Raw genomic sequence first — 18,887 nt, 5'->3', positions numbered from 1 at the left:
CCCCTTACCCAAGGAAGCTGTTCATGAACAACACCGAGAGCACCGGCCTGTCCCGGCGCACGGTCCTCCAGGCCGCGGGTGCCACCGCCGCCGCGTACTCGCTGGTCGGCGCCGCGGCGGGGACCGCCAGTGCGGAGGACGGACGGAAGACCGACCGGCTGGTGATCCACCCCGTCCCGGGCGCACTGCCGATCAACACCACCTACGTCGTCAAGGCCCGTACCCCCGGCGGTCAGTGGAAGCCGGTGCCGGTCCTGCGCGCGGGGACGAAGACCATCAACGAGAAGACCGGCTCCGGCGTCATCCGGTACACCTCGGTCGCCAACCTCGACTTCACCGGCACCGTCGAGGTGCAGGTCACCTGGTCCCAGGGCACGATCCCCTCCGCACGGATACGCCCGCTGTCGTACGACATCCCGCACGAGGTGAGCGGCGACACCATCACCTTCAGCCTCACCGAGCCGCGCAACCTCTCCATCGAGATCGACGGCGACATCTACGGCAACCTGCAACTGCACGCCAACCCGATCGAGACCCGGCGGCCGGAGGAGGACGACCCCGACGTCATCTACTTCGGCCCCGGCCTGCACACCCCCTCGGGCGGTGTGGTGAAGGTGCCCAGCGGCAAGACGGTGTACCTGGCCGGCGGCGCGGTGCTCAAGGCCCGCGTGGAGTTCGTGAACGTCGAGAACGCCCGGCTGATCGGCCGGGGCATCATCTGGGACTCGGACGCCGCCACCCTGGTGGCGTTCTCGAAGAACATCGAGATCGACGGGATCCTCGCCCTCAACCCCAAGACCGGATACTCCTGCACCATCGGCCAGTCGAAGCAGGTCACCGTCCGCAACCTGCACTCCTACAGCAACGGCCAGTGGGGCGACGGCATCGACGTGTTCAGCAGCGAGGACGTCCTGATCGAGGGCGTCTTCATGCGCAACAGCGACGACTGCATCGCCATCTACGCGCACCGCTGGGACTACTACGGCGACTGCCGCAACGTCACCGTCCGCGACTCCACCCTGTGGGCCGACGTCGCGCACCCGGTGAACATGGGCACGCACGGCAACCCCGAGAAGCCGGAGACGATCGAGAACGTCGTCTTCAGCAACATCGACGTCCTCCAGCACCGTGAGCCGCAGGTCCTCTACCAGGGCTGCTTCGCCCTGAACCCCGGCGACAGCAACCTCATCCGGAACGTGCGCATCCAGGACGTCCGGGTGGAGGACTTCACCTGGGGCCAGCTGTTCAACATGCGGGTCATGGCCAACCGGTACAACGCCTCGCCCGGCCGCGGCATCCAGGACGTCTACGTCCGCAACCTCACCTACAACGGCAGGAACGCCATCATGCCGATCGTCGTCGGCTACGACGCGGACCGCCCCATCAAGAACCTCACCTTCCAGAACCTCCAGATCAACGGCACGGTCATCCACGACAAGATGCGCAAGCCGGGCTGGTATCTCACCCCGGACATGGTCCCGATGTTCGTCAACGAGCACGTGAAGGACCTCCGCTTCCTGGACGCCACCACACCGGCCGCCACGGTGGCCCCCGAGATCACCAGCGCGGGCGAGGTGACGACCACCAAGAAGCGGAACTTCCACCACCTCGTCACCGCGACCGCGCTGCCCACGTCGTTCGGCGCCGAGGGACTGCCCGAGGGCCTGCGGATCGACGAGAAGACCGGCCTGATCTCCGGAACCCCGGGGCGCCGCGGCACCTACACGGTCACCGTCTCGGCCACCAACAGCGTGGGCACGGCGACCAGCACCCTCAAGCTCACCGTGCAGAACCCGTAAGCCAGGGAGAAACCCGTGCATTCGCTCAGCCGACGGACGCTCCTCGGCACGGCGGGACTCGCGGCCGTGGCCGGGGGCGGACTGCTGTCCGCCTCCGCCACGCCCGCGTGGGCCCGGTCCGCCGAAGCCGCGTTCACCTTCGCCCATCCCGGCCTGCTGCACTCCCGGGCGGACCTGGCCCGGATGAAGTCCGCGGTGGCGCAGGGACGCGACCCGATCGCCTCCGGCTTCGCCGCGCTGGCCGCCGACTTCCGTTCCCAGCACACCTATGCCGTCCGCAACACCGGACAGATCACCACCTGGGGCCGCGGCCCCACCGACAACACCAGCCAGGCCGCCACCGACGCGGCCGCCGCCTACCACAACGCCCTGATGTGGGCGGTCACCGGCGATGTACGGCACGCCGACAAGGCCCGCGACATCCTCGACGCCTGGGCCGCCTCCCTCACCGGCATCACCGGCGCCGACGGGCAACTCGGCGCCGGCATCCAGGGCTTCAAGCTCGTCAACGCCGCCGAGATCCTGCGGCACACCGGCTACGAGGGCTGGTCCGAGGAGTCGATACGCCGCTGCGAGCGCTCCTTCACCGACGTCTGGTACCCGGCTCTGTCCGGCTACTGCCTCTACGCCAACGGCAACTGGGACATCGCCGCGCTGCGCACCATCCTCGCCATCGCCGTGTTCTGCGACAACCGGGTGATGTTCGAGGACGCCCTGCGGTTCGCGGCCGCCGGGGCCGGCAACGGCTCGGTGCTGCACCGCGTCGTCACCGCCGCGGGCCAGGGCCAGGAGTCCGGCCGCGACCAGGCCCACGAGCAGCTCGCCGTCGGCCTGCTGGCGGACGCGGCCGAGGTCGCCTGGCAGCAGGGCGTGGACCTGTACGCCTTCGCGGACAGCCGGATCCTCGCCAACTTCGAGTACTTCGCCCGCTACAACCTGGGCGACGACTCCGTACCCTTCACGCCCGATCTCGACCGCACCGGCAAGTACGTCAAGACGACCGTCTCCAACCGGCAGCGCGGTGTGTTCCGCCCGGTGTGGGAGATGGCGTACGCGCACTACGCGGGACGCCTCGGCAAGCCCGCCCCCCAGACGGAGAAGGTCGTCTTCCGGGGCACGGACGGAGCACGTGTGGTGGAGGGCTACCAGGAGGACCACCCGGGCTGGGGCACGCTCACCTACGCCGGAACGGCGCCCGCCGCACCCGTCGCGCCGACGGCACCGGCCGGAGTCACCGCGGTCGGCGACGACCGCGCCGTCACGGTGTCCTGGCTGCCGTCCGCGTGGGCGACCGGCTACACGGTCCGGCGGGCCACCAGCCCGGAGGGGCCGTACAAGCGGCACGCGTCCGGGGTCGAGGCGCCCAGGTTCACCGACCACGACGTCCGCCCCGGCCGCACGTACTACTACACCGTCACCGCGGAGAGCTCCCACGGCACCAGTGCGGCTTCCGCCTGGATCGCCGCCACCGCCGGTCTCCCCGAGCCCTGGTCGACCCGGGACGTGGGGGAGGTGCGGATCCCGGGCTCCGCCTCCTTCGACGGCGAGCGCTTCGTGCTGACGGCGAGCGGCACCGCGGACACGTACCGGGTCGCCCACCTGCCGTTGCGCGGCGACGGCGTCGTCACCGCGCGGATCGTGTTCCCGCTCAGCTCGCAGTACTCCAAGATCGGCGTCACCGTCCGCGACTCCCTCGACCCGGACGCCGCGCACGCCTCGATGCTGATCCAGGGCCTGCCGCTGCACACCTGGAGCGGCGTGTGGACCGTCCGTCCCTCGGCCGGGGCATCCGTGTCCGGCACCGGCAGCACGCCCGTGCCGCCGTCCCAGCGGCAGGCGATCACCAGCGCGGCCGCGTTCCCGATCTCCGACCTCGGCTCCCTCCCGGAGTCGGCGACGCCCCTGACGGCGCCGTACGTCGAGGGCGCGGGCGACGGCTACCGGCTGCGGGCGCCGTACTGGGTCCGCGTGGAGCGCAAGGGCGGCCGCTGCACCGGCTCCCTCTCCCCGGACGGCATCCGGTGGACGGAAGTCGGTTCCACCGAGGTGGAGTTGGGGCACACGGCCTACGCCGGCCTGGTGCTCACCTCCTGCCTGGGCGTCGACGCGGAGTACGCCGAGACCGGCACGGGTGCCTTCGACAACGTCAGTGTGGTCACGGCCAGGGGCGCCGACTGGGTCACCCCGCGCCCCCCGCACACCGTGACCGGCCTGCGGGCGGTCACCGGCGCCGACGCCGTCGAACTCAGCTGGACCGACCCGGACCCCTCGGCCACCTACGCGGTACTGCGGGCCACGGACGCGGCGGGCCCGTACCGGACGATCGCGAACGGCGTCGCCCCGGTCGGCTTCGGCACCCGCATCCGGTACGCGGACCCCACCGGCAGCCCCGGCAGGACGTATCACTACACCGTCACCAAGACCAACACCGGTGGCCGCGGCCCTCGTTCGGCGCCCGCGCACGCCGAGATGCCGACCCCCTCGAAGCCGGAGTTCGTCTCCCAGGACACCGCGTTCGCGAACCGGGGCGTCATGTTCCGCCACCTGCTGCGGGCCTCCCCGGCGGCGGTCCGGTTCACCGCGCGCGGCCTGCCCGACGGCCTGCGCCTCGACCCGCGCACCGGCCTGATCTCCGGAACGCCCACCGAGAAGGGAGAGTTCAGGGTCACGACCACCGCGTCCAACGCGGGCGGCACCGCGACCGCCACCTTCACGCTCACCGTCGGTACCCCGCCGCCCGCCCCGTGGACGTACGGCGATCTCGGCGACGTGGTGCTCGACGAGTGGGAACTCGGCACCTACGGCGTCGTGTACGTGCGCAGACCCGGCAGCACCGCCTACGAGGACGGGACCTTCGTGGTGCGGGGCGCCGGGACCGATCTGACCGTCAACAACCAGGGAATGACCGGCCAGTTCGTACGGCGGCCCGTCACCGGCGACTGCGAGATCACCGCCCGGCTCGCCACCCGCACGGGCGCGAGCGGCGACCGGGTGGGGCTGCTCATGGCCAAGTCCCTGTCGCCGTTCGACCAGGCGGCCGGGGCCATCGTCACCGGCGGGAGCACCGCGCAGCTCATGCTGCGCACCACCGTGGCAGGCCGGTCGGCCTTCACGGGCAACGCGCCGGTCACCCCGCCCTGTCTCCTGCGGCTGAAGCGCACCGGGAGCGCCTTCACCGCCTACGCCTCCACCGATGACGGCGTCAGCTGGACCCCCCTCGCCGAGGGAGAGATCCCCGGCTTCGGCGACGCCCCCTACTACGTGGGCCTCGTGGTCTGCTCCCGCAGCCCCCTGGTCCGCAGCACCACCGAGTTCGACGAGGTGAGCATCACCGCCATGGAGTAATCGACATTGGAATGGAGCTGCACTGCTATGAGCCGCACTTCCCCCCACCAGCACCTCCACAACAGTGCGTTGAGCCGCCGCGGTCTGCTGAAGACCGCCGGCGGCCTCACCGCCGCCCTCGCCCTCGGCGCGTCCGCCACCGCAGCCACGGCGAGCGCGGCCCCGGCGACCTGGACGCACCCCGGCATGCTGCACAACTGGGGTGACATCAACCGCGCCCGGGCCCGCGTGGCCGCGGGCAACGACCCCTGGCTGTCCGGCTGGAACCGGCTGGTCGCCAACCCCCACTCCCGGTCGACCTGGACGCCCAACCCCCAGGCGACCATCATCCGCGGCGGCACCGGCCAGAACTACGGCATCCTCTACAACGACATCGCCGCCGCCTACCAGAACGCGCTGCGCTGGCACGTCGGCGGCACCGAGGCCAACGCCGCCTGCGCCGCGCGGATCCTCAACGCGTGGGCCACGACCCTGACGACGGTCACCGGCAACGCCGACCGGTTCCTCGCGGCCGGCCTCTACGGCTGGCAGTTCGCCAACGCGGCCGAGCTCATGCGGGACTACGACGCCTTCGACCTGGCCGCCTTCCAGGACATGATGGCCAGGGTCTTCTACCCGCTCAACAACCAGTTCCTCACCGGCCACAACGACGCCTGCATCACCAACTACTGGGCCAACTGGGACCTGTGCAACATGGCCTCCGTCCTGGCCATCGGGATCCTCAACGAGGACGCCGCCAAGTACGACCAGGCCGTCACGTACTTCAAGTCGGGCGCGGGCAACGGCTCCATCACCCACGCCGTCCCGTTCCTGCACACCGACGCGGACGGCCACGCCCTCGGCCAGTGGCAGGAGTCCGGGCGCGACCAGGGGCACACCGTCATGGGCATGGGCCAGATGGGCGCGATCTGCGAGATGGCCTGGAACCAGGGCGAGGACCTGTACTCCTACGACGGACGGCGCTTCATGAAGGCCGCCCAGTACGTCGCCAAGTACAACCTCGGCCAGGACGTGCCCTTCACCACCTACAGCTGGGGCACCGGACAGAACTGCGCGTACCGGGAGCACACGGCGATCTCCTCCGCCTCGCGCGGCCAGGTCCGCCCGGTCTGGGCGATGCTCCACTTCCACTACAACCGGCGCCTGTACCTCGACGACCGGTACATCTCCCAGATGTACTACAACCTCGTCGCCCCCGAGGGCGGTGGTGGAGACTACGGCTCCACCAGCGGAGGCTACGACCAGCTCGGCTTCGGCACGCTCATGTACGCCAAATAGGCGCTGAACCGGCTCGTGCACCGGAATACCTCCGAGCGATGTGATGCTCTGAGGTGAACGGTGCACGAGCACGGCGAAGGGCTGGTGGGCGGATGACCGCAGCAGACCTGACGGGCCCCGTGGTGAGCACGCCGTACGGGGCGGTACGCGGCCGGTACGAGCAGCACGTCGCGGTGTTCCGGGGCATCCCGTACGCCGCACCGCCCTTCGGGCCGCGCCGGTTCCGGCCCCCGGTGCCGCCCGAGCCCTGGGACGGCGTCAGGGACGCGGGCGCCTTCGGGCCGACGCCGCCCAAGCCGCCGTACTCGGAGGCGTTCGCCCAGTATCTGTCGGACCCGGTCGTGCCCGGGGACGACTGCCTCAACCTGAACGTGTGGACCCCCGAGCCGGGCCCCGGCGCCCGGCTCCCGGTCCTGGTGTGGCTGCACGGCGGGGCCCTGACCAGGGGCTCGTCGTGTGTGCCCGTGTACGACGGACACAGCTTCGCCCGGGACGGGATCGTCTTCGTCTCCCTCAACTACCGGCTTGGAGTGGAGGGCTACGGACTGTTCCCGGACGCCCCCGCCAATCCCGGCCTGCGCGACCAGCTCGCCGCCCTGCGCTGGGTGCACGAGTCGATCGAGGCCTTCGGCGGCGACCCCGACCGGGTGACCCTCTGCGGACAGTCGGCCGGTGCGATCAGCATCGGTGCCCTGATCGCCGCCCCGCAGGCCCAGGGCCTGTTCCGGCGTGCGGTCCTGCAGAGCGGGCCGCCCGAGGCGGTCGAGCGGGACAAGGTACGGCGGATGGTGCGCCGGATGGCGACCCGGCTGAAGGTGCCCGCGACCGCCGAGGCCTTCGCCGCCGTCGACCGCGACCTGCTGCTGCGCACCCAGGCCGAGGTGGGCCGGCTCAGCAGCCCCGTGCTGGGCGGGCCTGCCTTCGGGATCGTCGTCGACGGCGATCTCGTACCCCGCGATCCCCTGGAGGCGCTGATCGAGGGGGAGGCCGCGTCCGGCGCCGACCTGCTCATCGGCTGGACCCGCGACGAGTACCGGCTGTGGCTCGTGCCCGGCGGGCTGCTGGAGCGCGTCGACCGGCTCGGCCCCGTCGCCCTGGCCGGCGCCATGGCCCGCTGTCACTGCGGCCACGAGGTCCCGCGCGGCTACCGCGCCCTGCACCCCGAGGCCGGCACGGCGGAGATCGTCGGCCAGCTGGTCACCGACCACCTGCTGCGCATCCCGCTGCACCGCCTGGCCGACGCCCGCCCCGGATCGTCGTACGTCTACGAGTTCGCCTGGCCCTCCCTGCTGCCCGACCTCGGCGCCTGCCACGCCCTGGAACTCGGTTTCGTCTTCGACACCGGCGAGGTGCCCGAGGCGGCGAAGCTGGCGGGTTGGGGCGCCCCGACGGAGCTGGCCGACGCGATGCACCAGGCGTGGGTGCGCTTCGCGGCCGACGGCGACCCGGGCTGGGAGGCGTGGGACGCCACCCACCCGGTGCGGATCTTCGGCGAAGCCGAGCCGCCCGACGCCCCCGGTTCACCGGCGGCCCCCTACACCGTGTACGGCCCGCGCGACCGCGAGCTGGCGCTGTGGACGGCCGACGCCACCGCCCCGGAAACCGCACCCCCGGCGGCCCCTGCCGAGGGTGCGTCCGCGCGCCGTGCGGAACTGCGGTCCGTCGCACGTCTCCTCCGCCGCCCCGGCGGCGTCCGTCGGCAGTGACGCGGGGCGCCGTGCCCTACTCCACCGCCCGCACCGAGTCCCGCACCACGACATGGGTGCCCAGCAGCAGGTGCTCGGCCTGGGTTTCCGCGGTGCGACCGAGGGCGGTGCGGACCGCGAGGCGGCCCAGCTCCTCGTAGGGGACGTGCACCGTCGTCAGGGCGGGGTGCAGGTCGCGGGCGAAGGGAATGTCGTCGTAACCGGCCAGCGAGACATCGCCGGGGACGTCGAGGCCCGCCTCGTGCAGGGCGGTGAGCGCGCCCGCCGCGACCATGTCGGTGGCGGCCACGACGGCGGTGAACTCCAGCTCCGCGGCGAGGGCTTGGCGCATCAGGCGGTGGCCGGAGTCGCGGGTGAAGTCGCCGTGCAGGAGCAGCGCGGGGTCGGCGTCGACGCCGCGGGCGTGGTGGGCGGCGAGGTAGCCGCGCTCCCGTCCCAGTGCGGTGGTGTGGTCGGGCTTGCCGCCGAGGAACAGGATCCGCCGGTGGCCCTGGGCCAGGACGTGCGCGACCAGGGCGTAGGCGCCGCCCTCGTTGTCGTACTCGATGACCGTGACCGGCGCCCCCGGGCCCAGCGGCGGGCGGCCGCACAGGACGAGCCGGGACCCCGCCGAGGCCAGTGAGTCGGCCATCCGGCGGGTGCGTTCGCGGTACTCGGGGGTGTCGGCGCCGCCGCCCACCAGGATCACCGCGGCGGCCCGCTGGGCGCGCATCATCTCCACGAAGTCCAGCTCGTGCTGGACGTCGCCCTCCGTGCTGCACACCAGGCACAGATGACCGAGCCGGGTCGCCTCGCGCTCCACGCCGTGCGCCATGTGCGCGAACGACGGACCGGTGATGTCCTCCAGGACGAACGCCAGCGTGGGCGTCGCGACACCCGCGACGGCCTTGGCGCGCGCGTCGGCGACATAGTCCAGTTCGCGCACGGCCCGCATCACGCGCGTGCGGGTCGCCGAACTCACCGGATACGCCCCGCCGAGCACCCGCGACACCGTCGACGCCGACACCCCCGCACGCAACGCCACGTCCCGGATCGTGCTCCGGCTTGCGCCCCCGCTCTTGCGCGTCATCCCCACCCGCTCCTCTCCCCGCCCCCTGTGCACCCTCCGGGAACTGCGGCAACACGTGGGAAACCGGTTCCTGGTGCGGTGAGGCTAGCAGCGCCGGGGCCGGTTCGCTGCGCAAGTCGCCGACGGCTCCCGACCGCGGGTCATGCCGTCAGCGTGCGTGCGATCGAGGTGATCGTCTCCGGTCCCACCCGGCAGCACCCGCCGATCAGCCGGGCCCCGGCGGATCGCCAGCCCTCGACCTGTTCGGGAGTGAAGGTGGCGCGGCCGCTCCAGGCGCGGGCCTCGGCGTCCCAGGTCTCCCCGCTGTTGGGATAGACGACCACCGGCTTGCCCGTCACGCGCGCCGCCGTCTCCACCGCGGCGTCGACGTCCTGCGGCGCGCAGCAGTTCACGCCCACCGCGATCACCTCGTCCACGTCGGCGGCCGGGGCGAAGGCCTCCTGAAGCGGCTGTCCGGCGCGGGTGCGGTCACCGGCCACGGTGTACGACAGCCAGGCCGGCACCCCGAGTCCGCGCACCGCCCGCAGCAGGGCCGTCGCCTCGTCGGCGTCGGGCACCGTCTCCAGCGCCAGGACGTCCGGCGCGGCGGCCGCGAGCGCCTCCAGGCGGGGGCGATGGAAGCGTTCCAGCTCGGGCACCGTCAGCCCGTAGCGGCCCCGGTACTCCGAGCCGTCCGCGAGCATCGCCCCGTACGGGCCGACCGAGGCCGCCACCCACAGCGGGCGCGTGACCCCCTTCGCCCGGGCCCGCTCCGCCGCCTCCCGCGCCAACTGCACACTGAGCCGCAGCAGTTCGGCCGCCCGCTCGTGACGGATCCCGCGCTTGGCGAAGCCCTCGAAGGTGGCCTGGTAGCTGGCGGTGATCGCCACGTTCGCGCCCGCCAGGTAGTACGCGAGGTGCGCCTCGGTGATCGCCTCGGGCCGCTCCGCGAGCAGCCGCGCCGACCACAGCTCGTCGCTGAGGTCGTGCCCCGCCGATTCGAGCTGGTTGGACATGCCGCCGTCGAGCACGACCGTCCCGGCGGCGAGGGCGTCGGCGAGGCCGCTCGGGGCTGCGGGGGTGTCGCTGGTCATGTGTCGAGGCTACGCCCGGGTGGCGGTCTCCAGGACGGCGAGCATCCCCCGGGTGCGGGTGCCGTCCGGCATCTGCCAGGAGCCGGTGACGTGTCCGATCGCTCCCTGCGGAGGAACGGACGGACCGTCCGGGGCGGGCTGCAGCACCCGGTGCAGGCGGAGGGTCCTGCCGTGCGGCGCGGTCAGTGCGGTGCCTTCTTCGTGGTCGGTGGCGGTGAAGCCGGTCGGGACGGAGCCTTCGCCGGTACAGGCGGCGACGACGTCCCGGTCGGGGAGGTCGCTGACATTCTGGTCCTGAGCCTGCGCCCGCCCCTCGATCAGGGCCAGCAGTTGGGCGACCAGCACGGGGTCGTGGCAGCCGTCGTACGCCCAGCGCCGCCCCAGCACCCCGTGCTCCATGGTGCCGACGAGAGCGTGCTCCGCCCCGTCGAGCGGGGCACCGCGGTAGGTGAGGGGCACCAGGTAGGTGATCAGGTCGGGCCCGGAGGCATCGGTGACGACGATGAACTCGATCCCGACCTCGCCCTCCGGGTCGTCCAGCCGGAAGCCCCCGGCCTTCGCCAGCTCCGGCCCGCCCGTGCCACCCCGGTACCACGGGCGGGAGGGCAGCCAGGAGCTGAGCAGTTCCAGTTTGCTCGGGGTGAGGACGGTGCGGTGGATGACAGCCATGCCGAAGGATCTCTTCCCTTGAGCGGACGCGGACTCTGAGGCAGACGTTAGGCCCTGTCGTCATATTCCCGCCTGCCCGGCGACGCCTGGCACGCACGCTCGCCGCGTTGCCGAACCGCCCACGTGACTCCGCCACGCGGGCGGCCCGCCGCCTTGCGATCGCACGCACCAGACGCCGCCGAGCCCGCCTCCCGGCGGACGACGGGAATGTGACGACAGGACCTAACGGTGCGCCGCATGCCTGCCGCCGCCCCTGCGCCGGCCGCCCCGCGTGCGTCGGGTCGCGGGTATCAGCAGGCCGCCCAGCAGGCCGAGGCTCAGTACATACGGCCACCAGCCCAACCCGGAGTCGTCGGCGGTGCTCGCGCTGCGCGTGCCGACGTCCGCCGAGCCGGCCGCCGACGCGGGGGACGGGGAAGCCGACGGGCTCGCGGCGGCGGTGAGGGCGACGTCGTTGCCGTCGCCAGCGCGGTAACTGATGCGGTACACGGTGTCGGCCGGCTTCACCTCCGTACCCTCACGCAGTCCGGAGAACGCGCCCTTCGTCGCTCCGCGCCCCGCGTTGTCGAGAAGCGTGATCTCGCGGGCCGAGGACCTGCCCGCCGCCGAAAGGTCCACCTCCCCGGCCAGCCGAACCTCGCCCCCGGTCACCCTCAACGGCTTGTCCTGGAGCACCAGTCGGCCCTTCGCACGCTGCGTATAGCCCCCGGTCACCGTCAGACCGCCCGCCACCACACCGTCGTTCGTCACCGCACCCCGTACCGTGCCCTTGCCGGTCAGTGTCGTCGTCACCCGCAGTCCGGACGTGCCCACGTCCAGCCGGGCGCCCGGCGACGTGAGCCGAATCGCCTTGCTGCGGCCGAGAGTCGCCCCGGACTTCAGCGCCAGCGTGCCCTTCTCGACCGTCGTGGTCCCGGTGTACGTCACCCCGCTCCCGGCCAGCGTCGTCGTGGCCGCACCCGACTGCACGAACGCCCCGGAACCGCTGACCCGGGACAGCGAGATCGGCGTCGACGCGTTCCGCACCACGAGCGTGCCGTCGTTCACCACCCGGCACAGCTCGCCGTCCATCCACAGCGAGCCGTCGCCCTGCCCCGACCCCAGCCGCAGTACCGCGCCCTTCTCGACGGTGGTCGAGCCGTCGTAGTACTGCTTCGCCGCGAAGGTCACGTCGTTCCCGCGCGTTCCCGCGATGACGACGTCACCGGCGCCGGGCGCGGCCAGCGTGTCGTGGAACTGGCCGCCGCCGATGGGGGCGCCCAGCGTCACCGGGCCGTTGTAGTCGAAGGTGAGCAGTGAACGCGACCGAGCCGCCAGCAGGTTGATGTAGACGGTCTCGGCGGTCCCCGGCATGAAGATCTTGTTGGTCGTGCCGTCGCCCCACTGGACGTTCGCGCCCTTGATGTTGGTGCCGCGCTTGTTGACGTTCTTGCGCGCGGGCGTCCAGTTCAGCGCGGGGTCGCTGAGCGAGGGGTCGGTGTCGCCGCCCTGGTCCGACCAGCTGTACTGGCCGGTGAGCACGACCTTGCTGCCGGGCCGCGACTGGACGTTGATGTCGCTGCCGTACTCCCGCTGGTAGAAGTCCATCCCCATGGTGACGGTCTGGCCGAGTGGGGTGTCGACCGTGTACGTGCCCTGGTTGAGAATCTTGCGCACGTTCGGCAGCGACGTCGCGAACTCCGGCCGTCCCGCGTTGACCTGCGTACCGTTGTCGATCACCCCGGAGAAGGGGTGGGTGCCCGAGAGGTCCCAGGTGCCCCACAGGAACCTCGGCTGGCTGATCAGGCCGGAGCCGCTGATCGTGCCCAGGTTGTAGGCGCTCTTCAGGGACAGCCGCAGGGTGCCGTCGACCCGGATGTTGTCCTGGTTGAGCCGGAACGCGGGCGTGCCGTACGGGAAGTGGCCGATCAGGCCGGTCGTACCGCCGTTGCCGTACTGGAGCGTGGCGCCGCGCTCGACGGTGACCGCGGGCGGGTCCGGGTTGGTCGTGGTGACGTACGGGTGGTTGCCGCCGAGGATGCTCACCTTCTGCCGCTGCCGGGACTTCGGCAGCGTGAAGTCGCTGTCCCTGGTCAGGACCAGCGTGCCGGTGCCGCGCACCGTGAGCGTGCCCTCGCCGCGGAAGACGCCGTTGTACGTCGTCTGCCCGGACGGGACGACGACGACCGTGTCGCCGGCGAGCGTCACGTCCCGGTTCGCGAGCACGTCCGCGGTGACGTCCCGCGGACCGGCCGCGAAAGAAGGGGGAGCGGTGACCAGGGCGGCGACCGCCGCGAGGGCGCCGACGGCCGCTGCTGTTCTGTGGGTTTGGCTGCGCACGTGAGGGGAGACGGCCGGGACGTCGGCCGATAACAGAAATTCGCCGCCGCACTTTGTCCCGTCGGAACCGTTGACCTCCCCGTAACACACCTTTACCTTTTCGGCGTTCGGAATGACAGATGTTGTGCGAAATGTCGAACAGACTCCGTCGAGCATACGAGAGGCAGTCCGCATGAGCCGCGCCGACGACCTGCCCGCCCCCAACCGCCGACTCGTACTGAAGGGCGCCGCCCTCGCCGCGGGCGCCCTGGCCGCCGCCCCCGCCACCACCGCAGCAGCAGCGCCGTCTCGGAAGGCCGCCGGTCCGTACGTGAACCCGCTCGTCCTCAACCGCGCCGACCCGCACATCACCCGTCACAAGGACGGCTCCTACTACTTCACCGCCACCGCCCCCGAGTACGACCGCATCATCCTGCGCCGCTCCCGCACCCTGAACGGTCTCGCGACCGCCGCCGAGTCCGTCATCTGGCGCGCTCACCCGACTGGTGACATGGGCGCCCATATCTGGGCCCCGGAAATGCACCGGATCCGCGGCAAGTGGTACATCTACTTCGCCGCCGCCCCCGCCGAGGACGTGTGGCGGATCCGCATCTGGGTCCTGGAGAACTCCAACCCCGACCCCTTCCGCGGAACCTGGGTGGAGAAGGGCCAGATCAAGACGGCCTGGGAGACCTTCTCCCTCGACGCCACCACGTTCACCCACCGCGGCACCCGCTACCTCGCCTGGGCTCAGCACGAGCCCGGCATGGACAACAACACCGCCCTGTGGCTGTCGAAGATGGCGAACCCATGGACCCTGACCGGCCCGCAGATCAGGCTCTCCACCCCCGAGTACGGCTGGGAGTGCATCGGCTTCAAGGTGAACGAGGGGGCGTACGTCCTCAAGCGCAACGGCCGCATCTTCATGACCTACTCGGCCAGCGCCACCGACCACAACTACTGCGTCGGCCTGCTCACCGCCCCCGCGAACGCGGACCTCATGAACCCCGCCAACTGGTCCAAGTCCCCGACGCCGGTCTTCACCAGCAACGACACCACCCAGCAGTACGGCCCCGGCCACAACTGCTTCACGGTCGCCGAGGACGGCCGCACCGACGTCCTCGTCTACCACGCCCGCCAGTACAAGGAGATCAACGGCGACCCGCTCAACGACCCCAACCGCCACACCCGCGTGCAGACCCTGGGCTGGAAGCCGGACGGCACCCCGGACTTCGGCATCCCCGTCGCCGACACCGCACCGCGCGGAGCGTGACATGAGACGCCTGTACGCGCTCCTCCTCGCCCTGTGCTGCGCGCTCGCCGGTGCTCTGGTCACCGCCGCCCCGGCGAGCGCCGCGCCGCAGACGATCACCAACGGCACGCAGTTCACCGACACGTCGGGCACCCCCGTGCACGCCCACGGCGGCGGCATCATCAAGGTCGGCGCCTACTACTACTGGTTCGGCGAGCACCGCAACGCCGACAACACCTTCCGGTACGTGGACGCCTACCGCTCCACCGACCTGAAGAACTGGGAGTTCAGGAACCACGTCCTGACCCAGTCCACCGACCCGGAACTGGCCGTCGCCAACATCGAGCGGCCCAAGGTCATGTACAACGCGTCCACCGGCAAGTTCGTGATGTGGATGCACAAGGAGAACGGCTCCGACTACAGCGAGGCCCGCGCGGCCGTCGCCGTCTCGGACACCGTCGACGGCGACTACACCTGGCAGGGCAGCTTCCGCCCGCTCGGCCAGCACATGTCCCGGGACATCACGGTCTTCGTCGACACCGACGGAACCGGTTACATGATCTCCGCCGCCCGCGAGAACTACGACCTGCACATCTACCGCCTGACCAGCGACTACACAGGCATCGCCGCCCTGGTCGCCGACCCCTGGCACGGCGGCCACCGCGAGGCCCCCGCCCTGTTCAAGCGGAACGGCGTCTACTTCATGCTCACCTCGGGCGCCACCGGCTGGAGTCCCAACCAGCAGCAGTACGCCACCGCCACCAGCATCACCGGCCCCTGGACGGCGATGACCAACGTCGGCGACTCCACGGCCTACGGCTCGCAGACGACGTACGTCCTGCCCGTGCAGGGCACGTCGGGCACCGCGTACCTCTACCTGGGCGACCGCTGGGGCAACTCCTTCGGCGGCAGGGTCAACGACTCCCGCTACGTCTGGCTGCCGCTGACCTTCCCCACCTCGCGATCGATGTCGATGTCCTGGTCGCCGGAGGTCACCATCGACGCCGCGGCCGGCACGGTGAGCGGTGCCGGCGCCACGTACCAGACGCTGATCGCCCGGCACAGCGCCAAGTGCGCCGACGTACCGAACCAGTCACTGTGGCAGGGCGCCGCGCTCACCCAGTACACCTGCAACGGCGGCAACAACCAGAGGTTCTGGTTCAAGTCCGTCGGCAGCGGCTACTACCAGCTGATGGTCCGCAACAGCAGCCTCTGCCTCACCGAGAACGCGACCGCCGTCACCCAGGAGAACTGCAACACGGCCGCCACCGACCAGCAGTGGAGCGTGACCGCTTCCGGCAACTACTGGCTGATCCGGGCCAGGACCACCGGCGAGTGCCTGGACGTGAACGGCGCGTCCACCGCCAACTCCGCCGCGCTGATCACCTACACCTGCAACGGAGGAACGAACCAGCAGTGGACACGCGGAACGTGACGGTCAGGCGAGCAGGTCGATCGCGTCGATCGCCGTGCCCGCGCTGAGATAGGACGTCGTCCCCGAACCGCTCACCACGTGGATCTTCAGTGTGTTGTACGCGCCGGTGTCCGTCAGCCAGGCGGACGCCGGAACGCTGTAGGTGAACGTGTGGTTGTTGCCGCGGTACGAGCCGTTGGTCAGCGACCTCGTGTTCGGCTGGGTGGGCGGTGCGGGGATCGCCGACGTCCAGGTGTCGTTGACGACGACCTGCGGGCGGCCGTTGGCATAAGCAGTCGTCACACCGATCCGCAGCGTGTGCGCGGCGGCTGCCTGGGCGGCGGTCAGCCGGAAGTAGACGACGATCCCGCTGTTGACGTCCTTCCAGAGGTAGCAGGGGAAGGCCGACGTCTCGCTGCCGCTGCCGATCACCACGTTGCCGGTCCAGGGGGCGGCCCGGACGTCCGACGGATGGGCGTACGTCATCAGGTCGGCGTTCTTGAAGCCGCTGGGCGTCCCCGTCCAGTCGCCGATCCGCCAGATCGCGCTCGCGTTGGACGGGTCGTTCGAGGAGGGGACGGCGATCGTGTTGAGGGCGGTCGTCGCGCCCGCGCTCACCGTCACCGGCCCCGTGTACACGGCGAGTTCGTCCTTGTACACGGTCAGCGTGTACGTCCCCGGAAGGACACCCCCGATGGAGAAGTAACCGTCCGATGTCCGGGCCGAACCCCAGTACTGCGCCGCCGAGTTGGCGAGCCCGACGGTGTACGGGTACGCGGTGTCCCGCCCGCTGATCCCGACGCCCGCGACCCGGCCGCGGCCGCTCGCCGGGACGTACCCGGAGATGCCGAGCGAGTCCGCCCACGCGGTGGTGAGGGTGCCCGGGAACAGCGCCGGGGAAGGCGCCCCGCCGTCCGTGAAGGCGATGACGTACGGGCCCTGGAGGCCGAAACGCTGGTCCTCGGTCTGGTTCTGGCCGTAGTAGAGGATCTCGTAGAGGCCGCCGCCGTCCGCGCTCTGGTGGCGGAGGAGGGAGCGGTAGAAGGGGCCGCCGGAGGCCTTCTCGTGGTTGCTGCGCACGATCCAGAGGCCGACGCTGCCGGTCGTCCAGCCGATGTAGTCGTAGTCCATGACCCGCAGCCGGGAGTAGTGCTTGGAGCGGGTCTGACCGTCGGACTTTCCGAACACGTCCCGCGCCTCGATGGCGGTGGGCGCGTAGGTGTAGGAGTCGGGCTCGTCGTTGAGGAACAGACCGGCCCTGACGCGCAGGATGAAGCGGGTCGCCGAGACCGACGTGTCGGCCTTGTTGGTCCACAGGTAGACGTTGTTCTCGCCGCTGCGGGCCGCGTAGTAGTGGCGGAGCGTGCCGTGGGCGACGGAGATCAGGATCGTGGAGCCGGACTGCCTGATCGTCACCGTGGAGCTGCCGAGGCCCGACTCGATGTGCGAGTTCATGCCGCCGTAGCCCTGGTACTCCGTGCCCCGGTAGACCAGGGAGGACAGGTCGCCGTTGGACTTGCGGACCTTGAAGACGAGGTCGGCGCCGGTGTCGACGACGTAGTTCGTGCCGTCGTCGCTCCAGCCGAACGCGGCGGCCCGCGCGGTGCCGGTGAGGGCGGCGCCGGCGGCGGCCGCGGTGGCGCCGACGACGAAGGCGCGGCGGCCGAGGGCCGGGCGGACGCGGGGCCCGTCTGTGGCTGAGGACATGGGTCGCCTCCTGGGATGTGTGGGGGGAGTGCGGGTGCTGCGAAGGGTGACAGTCGAATCGCGTTCGCGAAAGGGCTTTCGCAGGCGGGAAGTTGGCGATGATGGGAATTCGCGCAGAGGGCTAGAAAGCGCTTGCTGAAACGTTGTACGGTCCGAGCCGCGCGCCTTGTCGACCTGCCCCGGGAGCCGCCATGAGACGTTTCACCCTTGCCGCGCCGGCCGCGCTGGCCCTCGCCACCTTCCTGACGGCCGTGCCGGCCCAGGCCTACGACCGGCCCACCGCCCTCGGCCCGGAAAACTGCACCGCCACCGCCTGCCACTTCGACGTCCCGCCCGGCACGTACGACGTTCGGATCGTCCTCGGTGGAGACGAGCCGTCCAGTACCGCCGTCACCGGCGAGACCCGGCGCTCCCTGCTCCCCGAGACGGCCGTCCCGGCGGGCCGGCGCGTGGCCCGCAGCTTCACGGTGAACGTCCGCACGCCCGAGGGCGAGCCGACGGGAGCCGACGGCGCCGCGGGCCTGGACCTGGCGCTCGGCGGCGCGGCGCCCGCGCTCGCCGACATCAGCGTCACGCCCGCCCGGCACGCCCGGCAGATCTTCCTCGTCGGCGACTCCACGGTCTGCGACCAGCCCGGCGACCCGTACTCCGCCTGGGGCCAGCAACTGCCGCAGTTCCTGCGCAAAGGCATCTCCGTCGCCAACTACGCCGACTCCGGCGAAAGCACGGTCACCTACCTGCAGAACCCGCAGCTGTGGGCCACCGTCCAGCCGCAGATCCGCCGCGGCGACCTCGTCCTCATCCAGCTCGCCCACAACGACAAGACCACCGATGAGGCCACCTACCGGGCCAACCTCGAAACGCTCGTGGACGGCGTCCGCGCCGAGGGCGGCCGTCCGGTGCTGGTCACGCCCATCGTGCGGCGCTGGTTCAACTCCGACGGCACCCTGAACAACGGCATCGCCCTCCTGGTCAACGGCCTCGGCGTCGACCACCCCGCCGTCACCCGCTCGGTCGCGGACGCCAAGGGCGTCCCCCTCATCGACCTCACGGCGAAGACGAAGACGCTGGTGGAAACGCTGGGCGTGGAGGCGTCCAAGGCGCTGTACCTCTACAACGAGAAGCGGGACAACACGCACACCTCCGTGCAGGGCGCCACGGTCTACGCGGGCCTGGTCCGGGACGAACTCATCGCTCAGCATCTGGTGCCGCAGGGCAAGGTACGGGTGGGATGAACTCCTGGAGCGCCCCGACCGGAACCGGGGCGCTCCAGGTCC

At 71.2% G+C, this 18,887-nt stretch carries 12 protein-coding genes; 7 read left to right on the top strand and 5 right to left on the bottom strand.

The genetic code is table 11. The annotated features are described in order from the left end of the window. Window positions 1–23 precede the first annotated feature (23 nt). From HJD23_RS08150 to HJD23_RS08135, 4 genes are all read left to right on the top strand, one after another. Entirely contained in the window at window positions 24–1,799 is a 1,776-nt protein-coding gene (locus tag HJD23_RS08150) for an Ig domain-containing protein (RefSeq protein WP_171111094.1), read from the top strand. 15 nt (window positions 1,800–1,814) lie between these two features. Continuing rightward, the gene (locus HJD23_RS08145; RefSeq protein WP_171111096.1) at window positions 1,815–5,144 is read left to right on the top strand and encodes an alginate lyase family protein; all 3,330 of its coding nucleotides are present in this window, start codon (window positions 1,815–1,817) and stop codon (window positions 5,142–5,144) included. Between the two features lie 27 nt (window positions 5,145–5,171). Then, window positions 5,172–6,422 (top strand): alginate lyase family protein, encoded by a 1,251-nt coding sequence (locus tag HJD23_RS08140; RefSeq protein ID WP_171111098.1) that lies wholly within the window; start codon window positions 5,172–5,174, stop codon window positions 6,420–6,422. Between the two features lie 92 nt (window positions 6,423–6,514). Further along, window positions 6,515–8,128 carry a carboxylesterase family protein gene (locus HJD23_RS08135; RefSeq protein ID WP_171111100.1) on the top strand — a complete coding sequence of 538 codons (1,614 nt, stop codon included), beginning with the start codon at window positions 6,515–6,517 and terminating at the stop codon, window positions 8,126–8,128. A gap of 16 nt (window positions 8,129–8,144) precedes the next feature. Here the strand turns inward: HJD23_RS08135 and HJD23_RS08130 are convergent, their stop codons facing one another. From HJD23_RS08130 to HJD23_RS08115, 4 genes are all read right to left on the bottom strand, one after another. Continuing rightward, a complete protein-coding gene (locus HJD23_RS08130; protein WP_171111102.1) occupies window positions 8,145–9,197 on the bottom strand; it encodes a LacI family DNA-binding transcriptional regulator in 1,053 nt (350 codons plus the stop codon). 140 nt (window positions 9,198–9,337) lie between these two features. Next, on the bottom strand, window positions 9,338–10,270 hold the full coding sequence (gene mmuM / locus HJD23_RS08125; protein WP_171111104.1) for a homocysteine S-methyltransferase: 933 nt from the start codon (window positions 10,268–10,270) through the stop codon (window positions 9,338–9,340). A 9-nt stretch (window positions 10,271–10,279) separates the two neighbouring features. Beyond that, complete coding sequence (locus HJD23_RS08120) at window positions 10,280–10,939, bottom strand: 1,4-alpha-glucan branching protein (RefSeq protein ID WP_171111106.1); 660 nt, start codon at window positions 10,937–10,939, stop codon at window positions 10,280–10,282. A gap of 222 nt (window positions 10,940–11,161) precedes the next feature. After that, a complete protein-coding gene (locus HJD23_RS08115; protein ID WP_171111107.1) occupies window positions 11,162–13,258 on the bottom strand; it encodes an autotransporter in 2,097 nt (698 codons plus the stop codon). A gap of 172 nt (window positions 13,259–13,430) precedes the next feature. Here HJD23_RS08115 and HJD23_RS08110 point away from each other — a divergent pair, with 172 nt between their 5' ends. Both HJD23_RS08110 and HJD23_RS08105 read left to right on the top strand, forming a co-directional pair. Next, on the top strand, window positions 13,431–14,510 hold the full coding sequence (locus tag HJD23_RS08110; protein WP_171111109.1) for a glycoside hydrolase family 43 protein: 1,080 nt from the start codon (window positions 13,431–13,433) through the stop codon (window positions 14,508–14,510). A gap of 1 nt (window position 14,511) precedes the next feature. Next, window positions 14,512–15,924, top strand: coding sequence for an RICIN domain-containing protein (locus HJD23_RS08105; protein ID WP_171111111.1), 1,413 nt, complete (start codon window positions 14,512–14,514; stop codon window positions 15,922–15,924). 3 nt (window positions 15,925–15,927) lie between these two features. On the opposite strand, the gene HJD23_RS08100 is transcribed toward HJD23_RS08105, so the two are convergent. Continuing rightward, window positions 15,928–17,610 carry a rhamnogalacturonan lyase B N-terminal domain-containing protein gene (locus tag HJD23_RS08100; RefSeq protein WP_171111113.1) on the bottom strand — a complete coding sequence of 561 codons (1,683 nt, stop codon included), beginning with the start codon at window positions 17,608–17,610 and terminating at the stop codon, window positions 15,928–15,930. A 191-nt stretch (window positions 17,611–17,801) separates the two neighbouring features. Between HJD23_RS08100 and HJD23_RS08095 the strand changes: the two genes are divergently transcribed. Next, complete coding sequence (locus tag HJD23_RS08095) at window positions 17,802–18,845, top strand: rhamnogalacturonan acetylesterase (RefSeq protein ID WP_171111115.1); 1,044 nt, start codon at window positions 17,802–17,804, stop codon at window positions 18,843–18,845. Window positions 18,846–18,887 lie beyond the last annotated feature (42 nt).

This window comes from Streptomyces sp. Z423-1 (assembly GCF_013009255.1).
In the GTDB taxonomy this organism is placed as follows: Bacteria; Actinomycetota; Actinomycetes; order Streptomycetales; family Streptomycetaceae; genus Streptomyces; species Streptomyces gossypiisoli.
Note: the sequence above shows the minus strand (reverse complement) of the source record. Positions and strands in the feature narration are given on the sequence as shown.

Coding starts and splice junctions, on each gene's coding strand:
- mmuM (WP_171111104.1), bottom strand. CDS start 10,270: ATGACCAGCGACACCCCCGCAGCCCCGAGCGGCCTCGCCGACGCCCTC.
- HJD23_RS08110 (WP_171111109.1), top strand. CDS start 13,431: ATGAGCCGCGCCGACGACCTGCCCGCCCCCAACCGCCGACTCGTACTG.
- HJD23_RS08095 (WP_171111115.1), top strand. CDS start 17,802: ATGAGACGTTTCACCCTTGCCGCGCCGGCCGCGCTGGCCCTCGCCACC.
- HJD23_RS08100 (WP_171111113.1), bottom strand. CDS start 17,610: ATGTCCTCAGCCACAGACGGGCCCCGCGTCCGCCCGGCCCTCGGCCGC.
- HJD23_RS08140 (WP_171111098.1), top strand. CDS start 5,172: ATGAGCCGCACTTCCCCCCACCAGCACCTCCACAACAGTGCGTTGAGC.
- HJD23_RS08105 (WP_171111111.1), top strand. CDS start 14,512: ATGAGACGCCTGTACGCGCTCCTCCTCGCCCTGTGCTGCGCGCTCGCC.
- HJD23_RS08120 (WP_171111106.1), bottom strand. CDS start 10,939: ATGGCTGTCATCCACCGCACCGTCCTCACCCCGAGCAAACTGGAACTG.
- HJD23_RS08150 (WP_171111094.1), top strand. CDS start 24: ATGAACAACACCGAGAGCACCGGCCTGTCCCGGCGCACGGTCCTCCAG.
- HJD23_RS08130 (WP_171111102.1), bottom strand. CDS start 9,197: ATGACGCGCAAGAGCGGGGGCGCAAGCCGGAGCACGATCCGGGACGTG.
- HJD23_RS08135 (WP_171111100.1), top strand. CDS start 6,515: ATGACCGCAGCAGACCTGACGGGCCCCGTGGTGAGCACGCCGTACGGG.